Origin of the sequence: Rhizobium rhizoryzae, from assembly GCF_011046895.1 — a bacterium.
GTDB lineage: Bacteria > Pseudomonadota > Alphaproteobacteria > Rhizobiales > Rhizobiaceae > Neorhizobium > Neorhizobium rhizoryzae.
Genome location: NZ_CP049250.1, coordinates 2,771,322 through 2,784,826 on the forward strand (window position 1 = coordinate 2,771,322; position 13,505 = coordinate 2,784,826).

General features: G+C 56.8%; 15 protein-coding genes. 5 read left to right on the plus strand and 10 right to left on the minus strand.

Annotated features, from left to right (window positions below):
- Positions 1 to 46: 46 nt before the first annotated feature.
- Positions 47 to 424 (plus strand): VOC family protein, encoded by a 378-nt coding sequence (locus G6N80_RS19185; protein ID WP_165136110.1) that lies wholly within the window; start codon positions 47 to 49, stop codon positions 422 to 424.
- Positions 425 to 475: 51 nt separating this feature from the next.
- On the opposite strand, the gene G6N80_RS19190 is transcribed toward G6N80_RS19185, so the two are convergent.
- From G6N80_RS19190 to G6N80_RS19210, 5 genes are all read right to left on the minus strand, one after another.
- Positions 476 to 712 carry a YjiS-like domain-containing protein gene (locus tag G6N80_RS19190; RefSeq protein WP_062554624.1) on the minus strand — a complete coding sequence of 79 codons (237 nt, stop codon included), beginning with the start codon at positions 710 to 712 and terminating at the stop codon, positions 476 to 478.
- 374 nt (positions 713 to 1,086) lie between these two features.
- A complete protein-coding gene (gene murI / locus G6N80_RS19195; RefSeq protein ID WP_165136113.1) occupies positions 1,087 to 1,890 on the minus strand; it encodes a glutamate racemase in 804 nt (267 codons plus the stop codon).
- Positions 1,871 to 2,698, minus strand: coding sequence for an RNA methyltransferase (locus tag G6N80_RS19200; RefSeq protein WP_062554626.1), 828 nt, complete (start codon positions 2,696 to 2,698; stop codon positions 1,871 to 1,873). Before G6N80_RS19200 ends, murI begins: the two co-directional genes overlap by 20 nt.
- Before the next feature lie 88 nt (positions 2,699 to 2,786).
- On the minus strand, positions 2,787 to 3,299 hold the full coding sequence (locus G6N80_RS19205; protein ID WP_062554627.1) for a hypothetical protein: 513 nt from the start codon (positions 3,297 to 3,299) through the stop codon (positions 2,787 to 2,789).
- A gap of 101 nt (positions 3,300 to 3,400) precedes the next feature.
- Complete coding sequence (locus tag G6N80_RS19210; protein WP_062554628.1) at positions 3,401 to 3,931, minus strand: hypothetical protein; 531 nt, start codon at positions 3,929 to 3,931, stop codon at positions 3,401 to 3,403.
- A gap of 172 nt (positions 3,932 to 4,103) precedes the next feature.
- Between G6N80_RS19210 and G6N80_RS19215 the strand changes: the two genes are divergently transcribed.
- From G6N80_RS19215 to trmFO, 3 genes are all read left to right on the plus strand, one after another.
- Positions 4,104 to 5,318 (plus strand): NADP-dependent isocitrate dehydrogenase, encoded by a 1,215-nt coding sequence (locus G6N80_RS19215; RefSeq protein WP_062554629.1) that lies wholly within the window; start codon positions 4,104 to 4,106, stop codon positions 5,316 to 5,318.
- A 124-nt stretch (positions 5,319 to 5,442) separates the two neighbouring features.
- Positions 5,443 to 6,054 (plus strand): glutathione S-transferase family protein, encoded by a 612-nt coding sequence (locus G6N80_RS19220; protein ID WP_206531706.1) that lies wholly within the window; start codon positions 5,443 to 5,445, stop codon positions 6,052 to 6,054.
- An 88-nt stretch (positions 6,055 to 6,142) separates the two neighbouring features.
- A complete protein-coding gene (trmFO, locus tag G6N80_RS19225) occupies positions 6,143 to 7,597 on the plus strand; it encodes a methylenetetrahydrofolate--tRNA-(uracil(54)-C(5))-methyltransferase (FADH(2)-oxidizing) TrmFO (RefSeq protein WP_165136116.1) in 1,455 nt (484 codons plus the stop codon).
- On the opposite strand, the gene G6N80_RS19230 is transcribed toward trmFO, so the two are convergent.
- The 5 genes from G6N80_RS19230 to yajC form a co-directional block, all read right to left on the minus strand.
- The gene (locus G6N80_RS19230) at positions 7,559 to 8,023 is read right to left on the minus strand and encodes a hypothetical protein (protein ID WP_165137202.1); all 465 of its coding nucleotides are present in this window, start codon (positions 8,021 to 8,023) and stop codon (positions 7,559 to 7,561) included. The genes trmFO and G6N80_RS19230 overlap by 39 nt on opposite strands.
- A 117-nt stretch (positions 8,024 to 8,140) precedes the next feature.
- The gene (locus G6N80_RS19235; RefSeq protein WP_165136119.1) at positions 8,141 to 8,983 is read right to left on the minus strand and encodes a phytoene/squalene synthase family protein; all 843 of its coding nucleotides are present in this window, start codon (positions 8,981 to 8,983) and stop codon (positions 8,141 to 8,143) included.
- A gap of 31 nt (positions 8,984 to 9,014) precedes the next feature.
- The gene (locus G6N80_RS19240) at positions 9,015 to 9,401 is read right to left on the minus strand and encodes an Mth938-like domain-containing protein (RefSeq protein WP_062554633.1); all 387 of its coding nucleotides are present in this window, start codon (positions 9,399 to 9,401) and stop codon (positions 9,015 to 9,017) included.
- A gap of 2 nt (positions 9,402 to 9,403) precedes the next feature.
- Complete coding sequence (secDF, locus tag G6N80_RS19245; protein ID WP_062554634.1) at positions 9,404 to 11,971, minus strand: protein translocase subunit SecDF; 2,568 nt, start codon at positions 11,969 to 11,971, stop codon at positions 9,404 to 9,406.
- A gap of 72 nt (positions 11,972 to 12,043) precedes the next feature.
- A complete protein-coding gene (gene yajC / locus G6N80_RS19250; protein ID WP_062554635.1) occupies positions 12,044 to 12,394 on the minus strand; it encodes a preprotein translocase subunit YajC in 351 nt (116 codons plus the stop codon).
- 198 nt (positions 12,395 to 12,592) lie between these two features.
- On the opposite strand from yajC, the gene G6N80_RS19255 reads away from it, so the two are divergent.
- Positions 12,593 to 13,465, plus strand: coding sequence for an ATP-binding protein (locus G6N80_RS19255; protein ID WP_165136122.1), 873 nt, complete (start codon positions 12,593 to 12,595; stop codon positions 13,463 to 13,465).
- Positions 13,466 to 13,505: the final 40 nt, after the last annotated feature.

Sequence of the window (13,505 nt, forward strand, 5' to 3'; positions counted from 1 at the left end):
TGAGCGCTGGTAGGTCTCCTTCATCAGAAACGAAGGAGATCCCATCATGCGGCCTGCAAGTTTCGTCCTGCTTCACGTTCGTGATGTCGACGCCAGCAGCAGATTCTACGAAGCGCTGCTCGATCGGCCACCGGTTGAAAAGTCGCCAACCTTTGCCATGTTCGTTTATGCTGGCGGCTTCAAGATCGGCCTCTGGAAAGCGGCAAATGTCGCTCCTGCCACATCCGGTCAAGCCGGCAGTTCAGAGATCGTTCTGATGTGCGACACAGACCAAGAGGTCGATGATATTTGTGCCGCATGGCAGGCAAAGGATGTTTCCATTCTTCAACGCCCGGAAGGCATGGATTTCGGCCGGACCTTTACCGCAGAAGACCCGGATGGCCATCGTATCCGTGTGTATTGCCGCGCAGACGAACCGGTATGAGTTTTTGTCTCGCCCGCATCGAGCGGGCGAGATCTTCCTTGATTGTTGCCATCAAAAACGGATATCCCACAACGAGAACTTTCTCGGGCGCAGATGATCTTCGTCGACCGAAGCACCGATATCCTTGAGCATGCGATCAGAAAGCTGGGCAAGATCATTTGTTTTCTGCCTTTGGGTTACCACAGCTTTCAGCAGGGCCAACAAGACAGCCCACAGCCCGAATTGATAGAACAGTTTGCTTACTGCCAAACCCACAGGCTCAGCAACCTCAGAGTGCAATTTGCGCATAGCGTTTTATTCTGGTGTCTCTCAACAGCCAGATCCTACAATGATGAAAGGACGCCGGATCGCATCAGCCAGCAACGAATACGCGCTGACTCACTGCTTGAGCGTCGGATGTTTGGGTGAAAGCCAAAAGGCAGACTTAAAAGCTTTAGTGAATAAAGCCAGCCATATAGCCTGGACGTCGCATCGGAATCGTATGCGCGGTCGGGGCTTTTCCACCAGAAAGGCGTACAAGCACGGACATAGTCGTCATTATCGCCTCCTGTTTGAGTTGCGGACGCCCAAACACTCTCACAGCCCGGATCGGACGGCAAGAACTACATCTCAAAATTGAATGCGAGATCGCGTCTCTGTTGCGAATGCGCAACGCTTAAACGTCACAGCACGCTGAGACCAAAGCCTTGCATAAGCCGCTGCGTGGCAAAGCCGGGGTTTCCGGATGTGAAATAGGCAAAGTCAAAGCCGGACGGGTGTTCGTGATGTGGAGACACAGGAACGAGTCGCCTTGCTTGCCGGGCAATCGCCTCCGCTGGATCCAGCCAATCAACCGGCCAAGGAGCAAGTCTGCGAAAGACATTGGCCATGAAGGGGTAGTGTGTGCAGGCCAGCACGACAATATCCGTCTTGGCACCATCCTTCTCGATAAAGCATGGAGCGATCTCTGCCCTGACATCATCGTCGGAGACCGGTTCGCCGCGAATGTAGGCTTCCGAAAGCCGCGCCAGATTTTCGGAACCGACCAGCCGAACGTGACACTGGCTGGCGAAAGATTGGATCAGGTCACGAGTATAAGCTCGCCGGACGGTTCCCGGTGTTGCCAGAACCGTCACCAGGCCGGAGCGCGTGCGCTCTGCTGCGGGCTTGATGGCGGGCACGGTTCCAACAAATGTCATTTGGGGGAAGGCAGTTCGCAGATTGGCGCCTGCCAGCGTAAAGGCTGTGTTGCACGCAATGATGCAGATTTCCGGCTCATACTGAGACAATAATTTTGCGAAGAGGCTGAGAATACGCTCCTTGAGAGCACCCTCTTCCCAGCCGCCATAGGGAAATCCGGCGTCATCTGCGACGTAAATGAAACCACGCTCTGGCATCAAGACCCGCGCTTCGCGCAAAACCGTCAAACCGCCGATGCCTGAATCAAAAACCAGGACTGGCTTGAGGTCAGCCGTCTGCTCCATCATCCGCCTTCCCCTCTCCGGTATCGACCGGTTTTTTCCCTTTCGGCCAACGGCGCTGGAACTGATCAAGCGATGTGATCACGCCACGAAGGACGCTGATTTCCGGCTCTGTAAAGCCGGGGCGCGACAGGACAGCGCGAAGGTTGTCGATCATCTTTGGCACTTTTGTGGGCGGATGAAAGTAATTGCGCGCATCCAGTGCTTCTTCGATCTGGTTGAAGAAGCCAAACAGCTGCTGCTTGGTCGCAGGCTTCTGATCAACCACCTGAAATGGCGTGGCGGCGATATCCTCCATCCCGCTTTTCATCCACTCATAGGACATCAGAAGAACGGCCTGGGCGATGTTAAGGGAAGCGAAGGCCGGGTTGACCGGAAACGTAACGATCTCGTCGGCCAGCGCCACCTCTTCATTGGTCAGGCCCCAGCGCTCGCGACCAAACAGGATGCCGGTCTTTTCCGCCGCATTGAACCGCTCCCGCAACATGCTGGCCGCAGTGACCGGCGAACGGACATGCTTGAATCCGTCCCGCTGGCGAGCGGTCGTCGCAAACACAAAGTTGAGGTCGGATACCGCCTCATCCAGCGTCTCGTAAACCTTCGTACCTTCGATGACATGGTCAGCCTTGGCAGCGGCGGCTTGCGCCTTCTCGCTTGGCCATCCGTCGCGAGGATTAACGAGGCGAAGCTCAGCCAGGCCAAAATTCGCCATGGCACGCGCGACCATGCCGATGTTTTCGCCCAATTGAGGCTCAACGAGGATGATAGCCGGGCCTTCTGCCAGAAGTTCGCGCTCGCTGTTTGTGCCTGCCATGGTAACCTTGCCGTGTTGATTTTCAGGCGTTCACTGGCACAAGAACGCCGGAAAATCAAAGGCAACGATTCAAACAAACGCGATTCGATTAGTTGGCCGCCATTTCCTTTAACTGCTGGCGAAGCGACATCGTGGTCTTTCCGTCCTTCTCGACGTGGCGAATGTCATCAACGAAATACCATTGCGTGGGGACGGCATATCCCTCTTGCACGAGATCGAAATCGACGCGGCGAACGGATTTATCGCCGAAGCAGCCCATGGCGGAAAACTCCACGCGGACGGTGACTTTCTTGCCCTTCTGCTGGCCTTGCTTGTAGGTCACATTCTTCAGCTGGCAATTGTCCTGACCGCCGATCACCGGATCGTAATCCAGCAGCATTTCGCCGTCTTTTTCCTTGGTCTTCAGCATGGCCGCGACCATGTCGCGCGTGAAAGCAAGACTGTAGAGGGCCATGAGCGAATTGGGATCGAAGTATTCCCCCTTCCCTTTGACAGCGACTTCCATCACCGCCTTGACCGGATCGAGCGGCTCGTTGGCTGAGGCTGCGGCCGCGAATCCGAGAAGCGATGCGGCGACATAAGCAAATCGAAGATAATACATGCAAACTACCCCTGAACTGGCGCCACAGACACCCTTCAGGAACCAAGGCCGATCACATCCAGCGCATGCTTGCTTTAACCGGCCTCGCCATGAGCGGCAGATCACTGACCCTTGGCGATAGCCTGCATCTCTGCAAGGAGTGAGTCCTTCTCGCCATCGCCAATCCGATGGATGTCGTCGATCACCGTTTTGCCGTTTTCCGTAATGATGTCAAAGCTGACTTCGCTTATTCCGTCCTTGATCTGGGCATCATCAATACAGGTCCACATCTTGAAGGAAACCTTGACCTCCGTCACGCCGTTTTGTGGTGCGGCCGGCGTGATCTTGATGTCCTGCAGCGGGCAGCCATCTTGTGAATTCGTGATGACATCATAGCCAAAGGGATCTCCCGGCTGATTGTTTTCCGTATCATAGGCCGGATGCTTGGATGCCTCTTTGTAAGCGTCCTGGAAGCGCTTGCTGTAGAGCTTCGAGAGCGGATCCTTGTCGAAGATGTACTTCCACTCCTGATCAACGCTCTCCCAGTTGAACTTGGTCATGTCCATCACCTGCTTCACGGGATCCGTGACATCCGCCGCAAAGACGTTGGTTGCCAAACCGGTGGCGAGCAGGACGATCGGAAGCATGCGCATGAGTAGAGAATCCTAAAAGCAGAAAGATGGCGCACCGTAGCCCTCTTCCACCTTTTGGCAATGGCAAATCGTTTGCCAGCGCTTTGCACTGCGACGCGTCAATGCTATAGCGCACCAGACCCGTTCACCACAGTTGGGAACTTCCGTCTCCCGCAGACAAAGAGGCAGGTATATGAAGAAGATCAAGGTCGCAAATCCAGTCGCTGATCTCGACGGCGATGAAATGACGCGCATCATTTGGCAGCTTATCAAAGACAAGCTGATCCACCCCTATCTCGACCTCGACATCGACTATTACGACCTCTCTGTTGAAAACCGCGATGCGACGAACGACCAGGTTACTGTTGATGCGGCAAATGCCATCAAGAAGTATGGCGTTGGCATCAAGTGCGCCACGATCACCCCTGACGAAGCACGCGTAAAGGAATTCAACCTTAAGGAAATGTGGAAGAGCCCGAACGGCACGATCCGCAACATCCTCGGCGGCGTTATTTTCCGCGAACCGATCATCTGCAAGAACGTTCCGCGCCTCGTTCCGGGCTGGACACAGCCGATCGTCGTTGGTCGTCATGCCTTCGGTGACCAGTACCGCGCCACAGACTTCAAGTTCCCGGGCAAGGGCAAGTTGACAATCAAGTTCGTCGGTGAAGACGGCACGGTCATCGAGAAGGAAGTGTTCAACGCTCCTGGCGCCGGCGTTGCCATGGCCATGTACAACCTGGATGAGTCGATCCGCGAGTTTGCGCGCGCCTCCATGATGTACGGCCTGATGCGCAAGTGGCCTGTTTACCTGTCCACCAAGAACACGATCCTCAAGGCCTATGACGGTCGTTTCAAGGACATCTTCGAAGAAGTCTACGAAGCTGAATTCAAGGATCAGTTCAAGGATGCCGGCATCACCTACGAGCACCGCCTGATCGACGACATGGTTGCCTCCGCGCTGAAGTGGTCCGGTGGCTACGTCTGGGCGTGCAAGAACTACGATGGCGATGTGCAGTCGGACACGGTTGCCCAGGGCTTCGGTTCGCTCGGTCTTATGACGTCCGTTCTCCTGACGCCGGATGGCAAGACGGTTGAAGCAGAAGCCGCACACGGTACGGTTACGCGTCACTATCGCCAGCATCAGAAGGGCCAGGAAACCTCCACGAACTCGATCGCTTCGATCTTCGCCTGGACCCGTGGTCTCGCACACCGCGCAAAGCTGGACGACAACGCCGAACTGGCTCGCTTCGCCTCCACGCTGGAAAGCGTTTGCGTCGCAACTGTCGAAGACGGCTTCATGACCAAGGACCTGGCGCTCCTCATCGGTCCGGATCAGCCTTGGCTCTCGACCACTGCCTTCCTCGACAAGATTGACGAGAACCTGCAGAAGGCCATGGGCGCATAAGTCGCCTACCTTTTCGAAACTCGACGGCGCGGCTTTGACCGCGCCGTTTTTGTTTCTGTGGCTTGCAATCCCTGCACAATGATTTAGCCTGGAACAAAACAGAAACACTCAGAGGAGGATCATTGTGGCGTCGCTTACACTGTATACCAATCCCATGTCGCGCGGACGCATTGCGCGCTGGATGCTGGAGGAAATCGGCACGTCGTACGACGTGGTTGTCATGAATTATGGGCCGGAGATGAAGGCGGATGCGTATCGCGCAATCAACCCAATGGGCAAAGTTCCGGCGTTGAAGCATGGGGATGCGGTGGTTACGGAATGTGCCGCAATATGTGCCTATCTCGCCGATGCCTTTCCCGAAGCGAGGCTTGCGCCGCCCACTGACCAGCGAGCCGACTATTATCGCTGGCTGTTCTTTGCAGCCGGGCCGCTGGAAGCAGCAATCACCAACCAGAGCCTTGGATTTGTCGTCCCAAGCGAGCGACAGGGCTCTGTTGGCTACGGTTCCTATGATGCGGTTCTCAACGCCTTGGAGGCGCATCTTGCACAACGCGAATACATTGCAGGCTCGAGTTTCTCAGCGGCCGATGTTTATGTCGGTTCTCACCTCATGTGGGGGCTTCAGTTTGGCACGATTGAAAAGCGAGGCGTCTTCGAGAGTTACGTCGACCGCCTTGCCCCAAGAGCCGCACATGTTCGGGCGACCGAACTCGATGATGCACTGATCTCCCGATAGAAGGGCCAGTCATCATTCGCCCTGCGGCGCCGGCTAGGTGCACTGCTTCCAGTTGGCGATCCGGGGATCTCATGATAATGACGCGCGCATGACAAAAAGCACTCATTCTCCTGTTCATGTGGTTGGCGGCGGGCTGGCCGGATCTGAAGCTTCGTGGCAACTGGCGCAGGCTGGTGTGCCCGTCATCCTGCATGAAATGCGCGGTGTGCGTGGAACCGACGCTCACAAGGGCGATGGACTGGCAGAACTTGTCTGCTCCAACTCATTCCGTTCGGACGACGCAACCGCCAATGCGGTAGGGGTTATTCATGCCGAAATGCGTCTGGCGGGCAGCCTCATCATGGCCTGCGCCGACAAGCATCAGGTTCCCGCCGGTGGCGCCCTGGCCGTGGATCGCGACGGATTTTCTGACGCCGTAACAAAGGCAATTGAGGAACATCCACTGATCACGGTGGTGCGTGAAGAGGTTGCAGGTCTGCCGCCTGCGGACTGGGGCCTCACGATCTTCGCGACCGGACCACTCACGTCGGCGTCGCTTGCCTCCGCAATCCAGGCTGAAACCGGCAAGGATTCGCTGGCCTTCTTTGATGCGATCGCCCCGATCGTTCATCGTGATTCCATCGATATGGATATCTGCTGGTATCAGTCCCGCTACGACAAGGTGGGGCCCGGCGGCAATGGCAAGGACTACATCAACTGCCCCTTGGACAAAGAGCAGTATGATGCGTTTGTGGACGCCTTGATTGCGGGCGATACGGTCGGCTTCAAGGAATGGGAAGGCACCCCCTATTTCGACGGCTGCCTGCCCATTGAGGTGATGGCAGAGCGAGGCCGCGAGACACTGCGTCACGGCCCGATGAAGCCCATGGGTCTGACCAATGCACATAATCCAACAGTGAAGGCCTACGCCGTCGTACAGCTTCGGCAGGACAATGCACTGGGCACGCTCTACAACATGGTCGGCTTCCAGACGAAGCTGAAATATGGTGCTCAGGCCGAGATCTTCCGCATGATTCCCGGCCTCCAGAACGCGGAGTTCGCCCGCCTTGGCGGCTTGCACCGAAACACATATATCCACTCGCCAACATTGCTGGATTATACGTTGAGGCTGAAGAGCAGGCCGACACTGCGGTTTGCGGGCCAGATAACAGGCTGCGAAGGCTATGTTGAGAGTGCGGCAATTGGTTTGCTTGCCGGCCGCTTCGCAGCAGCGGAGCGCACAGGTCACGAGATCTCGACGCCGCCTGCTACGACGGCTCTGGGCTCGTTGTTGAACCACATCACCGGAGGTCACCTCGTCTCCGAGGATGAGCCCGGCAAGCGCTCTTTCCAGCCGATGAACATCAATTTCGGTCTGTTTCCCGAGCTCGAGCCCGGATCGATTGTCAAACCGGAAGGCGTGAAGCGCTTCAGGGGCAAAGACAAGACGATCATGAAACGACAGTTGATGGCGCGGCGTGCGCTTCAGGACTGCGCGCACTGGCTCGGCGTCAATCTCCCGGCGTCAGATCGTGCTAGAGTCGAGGTTTCCGTCGAAGCTTGAACCAGCTTTTGGGGTCGCGAGCATGTTACCGAGCAACCAGAGCGACACTTCGGCTGCGTCTTCCGTGGTTGCAAAAGTGAATGTCCCGTTCTGGCTGGGGGCATCGAGAAATTCGATCTCGAAGCCCCTGCCCGTGGCAAGCGGCGTGACGCGTGCGCTACCTGGTTCAATGAGGTGACATGAAAAATGCCGACGGTGGTTGCGCATGATACCGGCCTTGTTCTCATGCGTGCGGACAAAGATGGCGTTACCGTCCACAGTCTGATGCAAGCTGCGAATGGCCTCGTTGGGAAAGGCCCGACCAAATTCCAGGATAGCAAGCCCGGTGTCGTGCAGGCTGTCTTCGTCGTCCTTGGCCATTCGGGTGACGTAATAGGCGACGGCGACCAGAGCCAGGCAGACGAGACTCCAAATGATCAAACTCAGACTCATGCCGGTATCGCTCTCATAATTGAATCAGATCTGCTTGCTGCAGCTAATGCTTCCGGAAAATAAATCCCTTGGCTTGCGCGAGTGTGGATCAAACTGCTTCGCAGCCTTCGATCAAATACGATTGCGGATAAGGCCTCTGAGCATCCGGATCTGGCGCAGCCATTGAGGCGAAGGGGAGAAATCGGTCAAGACGCTTCCTGCTTTCCGGTCGGCCTGAGCCAGAATCGACGGCACAATGCTAACGGGAAGGAAGGCGGGCATCAGGTTTTTCGGAATAGCACCAGCCGAACGCGCCTTGTCCAAATGCTCATGTCCAAGAGCAACGAAGGCGCGAATCGCATTGTCAAGTTTTCCCCCGCCTTCGGCCTGCAGAAGCATATCCCTATCCAGCCCGGTCGCGCGAAGGATATCTTGCGGAAGATAAACCTGCCCCCGACGCCGATGAATAGGCATCAGCAACAGGATGCCGGAAATGGCCTGGGCGACACCGGCATGGCCCGCGATCTCGCTGATGCCGGTTGCGGCCTCGCGGTCGAGGATCATCGCCGCGAGTTGCAACAATGCCGAGGCGGTTTCACCAGCATAGCCCTCAAGGGAGGACCGATCCGGCATCGGATCGTCATAGAGGTCGAAGATGCGCGCATCGAGCATATTCAGCAGAGGCTGGCGCGGAAGGTCGAACACCTCGATTGCCTTCAGCAGCCCTGAGGCCACAGGATTGGCAGCCGCATCTCCCTTCGCATCCCCTTCAAGGAGATCACGCCACCATTGCAGTCGAATTTCGCCCGCCAGCGGCTGCTTTGTAAGCTCGCGGATACGCGCGGTTTCCGCATTGAAGGCATAGAGGGCGGCGAGAAAACCGCGCTTCTCTGTGGGCGACAGAAGACAAGCCAGATATCGATCCCGATCGGTATCGCGCAAACTGGTGAGGCAGATTTCCAGCGGATCGCTCATCGTCTCGCGCACCGTGCGTTAAAGGCAGTAATCAGATTGCAATCAGGGCTGCAGCGACCGGACGCGATTCGCTGAGCATGATGTTATACGTGCGAACCGCCGCGCCAGTTCCCATGGGATCAGACGAAATTCCCCTGGCTCGCAAGGCAGCCTTCAACGGCGCCGGGATCGGACGGATGTCGCTACCGGTGCCGATGAGCAAAAATTCAAAATCGGCCGCCTCTGCCAGAGCACGATCAAACACAGAGACATCCAGCGGCGCTCCTTCTGTCATCTCCCAACCATAGATGCCCGAGGGAAGACAGAGAAGCGATCCGCGATGAGACATGTCCGCAAAGCGGAATCCACCGTTGCCATAGGCATCGATGGGTGCTCGACCAGGAAAATGTGCATCACGGATTTCGACGTTTCTTGCCACTTTTAAACGCTCGGCTTTCCGCTGGCTACGCTATCGGGCTTCTTCCCCTTTTCGTCGCCTGCCTCCTTGTTGAAGGCATCGGGCCGCAGACGGAAGGCAATCAGGATCGGTGCAGCGATATAGATGGACGAGAATGTACCGATTGCCACGCCGAAGAGCATTGCGAAGGTGAAGGAGCGAATGACCTCGCCGCCAAACAGATACAATGCGGAAAGTGCAATCATCGTTGTCAGGCCGGTCAAGACCGTGCGGGACAGCGTCTGGTTGATGGAAATGTCGATGAGTTCGGTCAACGGCATCTTCTTATAGCGACGAAGGTTTTCCCGCATCCGGTCATAGACCACCACAGTATCGTTCAACGAGTAACCGACAATGGTCAGGATCGCCGCGATACTGGTGAGATTGAACTCGATGCCCGTCAGAACGAAGAGGCCAATCGTCAGGATCACATCGTGCATCGTCGCAACGATCGCACCTACCGCAAACTGCCACTCGAAGCGGAACCAGATGTAGACCAGAATGAAAAGCAACGCGATTCCAACACCCAGCGTCGCGCTGTAGGATAGTTCACCCGATACAGCCGGACCGACGACTTCCACGCGACGGAATTCGTAATCAGTGCCAAGCTCGTTGCGAATGCGTTCGAGCGCAGATTGCTCAGCATTCTCACCACCCTCTTGCGCCTGTACACGCACCAGAACGTCCTGCGTACCGCCAAAGCCCTGCGCCTGGACCTCTCCGAGGTTCAACTGATCAAGCCGGGCGCGAATATCGCCGATGTCGGCATCGCCCTGCTTTGCCTTGAGTTCGATGATCGAACCGCCCTTGAAGTCGATGCCGAGGTTCATGCCAACCGTCGCAAATGCAAGAAGCGATGCGATGGACAGGGCAGCCGCAATGCCGAAGTTGTATTTGCGGATCGACATGAATGGCAGGCCACGCCCGTCGAAAATGCCAGTCCGTATCCCCTTCGGCAGCGCCTTCGGCTTCGACCGGCGGATCCAGAGAGAGAACATCCAGCTCGTGAAGGTGAAGGCTGTGAAGACCGTGGTGATGATACCGATGGCCAGCGTGACGGCAAATCCGCGGACCGGACCAGAGCCGAGATAGAAGAGCACCACCGCAGCGATCAGAGTTGTGAGGTTGGCATCGATGATCGTCGCGAATGCGCGCTGGAAGCCACTATCGATGGCAGGAATTATTGCTCGCCCGCTTTTCACTTCCTCACGAATGCGCTCGTAGATGAGAACGTTCGAATCGACCGCCATGCCCATGGTCAGGACGATACCGGCAATACCAGGGAGCGTCAGCGTTGAGCCGATCATACTCAGAACCGCAAGGATCATCACGATGTTGACCGCGAGCGCGACGTTGGCCAGAAAGCCGAAAAAGCCATAGAATGCAAACATGAAGAAGGCGACGGATGCGGCGCCGATGATGCTGGCGATGACGCCCGCACGGATGGAGTCTGCACCGAGACCCGGACCAACCGTGCGCTCTTCAACCACAGTCAGCGTCGCAGGCAAGGCGCCAGCGCGCAGAAGAACGGCCAAATCGTTTGCACCCTGAACCGTGAAGTTACCGGAGATCTGGCCTGATCCGCCGACAATTGGCTCACGAATGACGGGAGCAGAGATAACCTGATCGTCGAGAACAATCGCAAAGGGACGACCGACATTCTGCTGTGTTGCCTGCGCAAAACGCTGCGCACCGCGCGAGTCGAAGCGGAATGTAACGACAGGCTCATTGTTCTGCTGGTTGAAGCTCGCCTGCGCATCGACAAGGTTCTCACCAGACACAAGTGCACGGCGCTCAACCAGATAGGGAACTGCCGGATCATCCGTGGAATACATGATCTGCGAGGCGGCCGGAGGGCGGCCATTCAGCGCCTCCTGGACCGGCATGGACGTGTCAACCATGTGGAAGGAAAGCTTGGCGGTCTGGTTCAGCAGCGCCTTCAGGCGCTGAGGATCCTGCAGGCCCGGCACCTGCACAATGATGCGATCGGTTCCCTGACGCTGAATGAGCGGCTCTGTCGTACCCAACTCGTCAACGCGGCGGCGAACGACCTCAATCGACTGCGTCAGGGCAGACGACATGCGGTACTCGATGCCAGCGTCTGTGAGGTTCAGTCGAAGCTGTCCGTTACCTTCATCCTGAAGCGTCACTTCGGTGATCGTACCACCAAAACTTCCAGCGGACACCGGGTTGGTCAGTGGCTGTAGCGCCGTCTTGGCAGCATCCAACTGCGCGACATCCGTCAAGCGCACCTGGATCTGCTGGCCGGTCCCACTCAGGCCCGCGTAGCGAATGTTGCCTTCGCGAAGCACGTTTCTGACATCGCCGACGATCGTCTCGAGACGCTCTTTGAGGATATCCGCACGCTCGATCTTGAGCATGATGTGCGACCCGCCCTGCAGGTCGAGGCCGAGTGTGACCTTCTTGGTCGGAAACCAGTGCGGTAGTTTCGCCAACTGCTCGTTACTGAAAAGGTTCGGAACCGCGATCAGCGCGCTGACAGCGATGACGAACCAAATAAAAAGCGTTTTCCAGCGGGAGAAGTAAAGCATGGAACTCTCGACACTCTGATTTCATACGAACGGGCGCGCCATGAGGCGCGCCTCGTTCCGGATAGGATAGAATTAGGCGGCTTCAGTCTTGACCGGCTCGCCCTTGACGCGGACTTCAGCGACGTAGGAACGCATCACGCGCACACGCACACCTTCCGCGATTTCCACTTCGAGTTCGTTGTCATCAACAACCTTGGTGACTTTGCCGGAGATCCCGCCACCCATGACAACCTGATCGCCGCGACGAATGTTCGAAAGCGTTTCCTGCCGCTTCTTCATCTGCGCGCGCTGCGGGCGGATCAGGAAGAAATACCAGACCACCATCAGGGGTGCGAAAAGGAAAAGCATTTCGAGGCCGGAACCGAAGGCGGATCCAGCGGGCGCAGCGCCCTGGGCTTGGGCGAATGCTTCAGTAATGAACATCTATGACTCCCAGAAATTCGGAACGAGGCACCCCGTTTCGAGCGGCCGGACTATAGTTACCCTTGGCACAAAAGCAACAGATCGACCGACACGCAGAGTACCGAATTCAGGGCTAATACCCTTTCGGCCTGCAAAACGCCATGCTAACCCGCTGCAAAACATGCTCTGTAAGACCAGAAAACGCGCCTGGAGGATCAAATGTCCGTGGATAATGCTGCTGCTCTGCTCGCGGAAATCACGCGACTGGCAAACGCGCTGGAAAGACTTGCGGGACCTCCTCCGGCTATCAATGACTGGTCGGCTGCGGATTGCTTCGTCTGGCAGCCTGTCAATCAGCGGCTTCATCCGGTGCGCAAGCCGAACCGGGTTTCCCTCAAGCTCATACGCGGCGTTGATCACGTCCGGGATATTCTTCACGAAAACACACAACGCTTCGCGGAGGGCTTCCCGGCGAACAATGTCCTTCTCTGGGGCGCACGTGGCATGGGCAAATCGTCGCTGGTAAAATCCGTGCATGCCGACATCAATGCAAGCATCGACCCGGATTTGAAGCTGATCGAAGTTCATCGCGAGGATATCGCCTCACTGCCTGCTCTCCTCGATCTTCTGAAAGAAAGCGGAAAACGTGTGATCGTTTTCTGCGACGACCTGTCCTTCGACCACGATGATACCGCCTACAAGTCGCTGAAGGCAGCACTTGACGGGGGAATTGAAGGACGTCCCGACAATGTTCTGTTCTATGCGACATCGAACCGACGCCACCTCCTGCCACGCCACATGATGGAGAACGAGCAGTCGACGGCGATCAATCCATCCGAAGCAGTCGAAGAAAAAGTCTCACTGTCGGATCGGTTCGGTCTCTGGCTTGGCTTCCACAAGTGCAACCAGACCGACTATCTCGCGATGATCGATGCCTATGCCGAGCATTTCGAACTGGGCATCACGCAGGATGTTCTTCACGCCGAAGCGCTGGAATGGGCAACGACACGAGGTGGGCGCTCCGGTCGCGTCGCCTGGCAATATATTCAGGACCTCGCCGGGCGACTGCGCAAGCCTCTCGACCGCGCCTGAACGCAGAAAACCCGGCCTGTCCCTCAGGACGGCCGGGCTT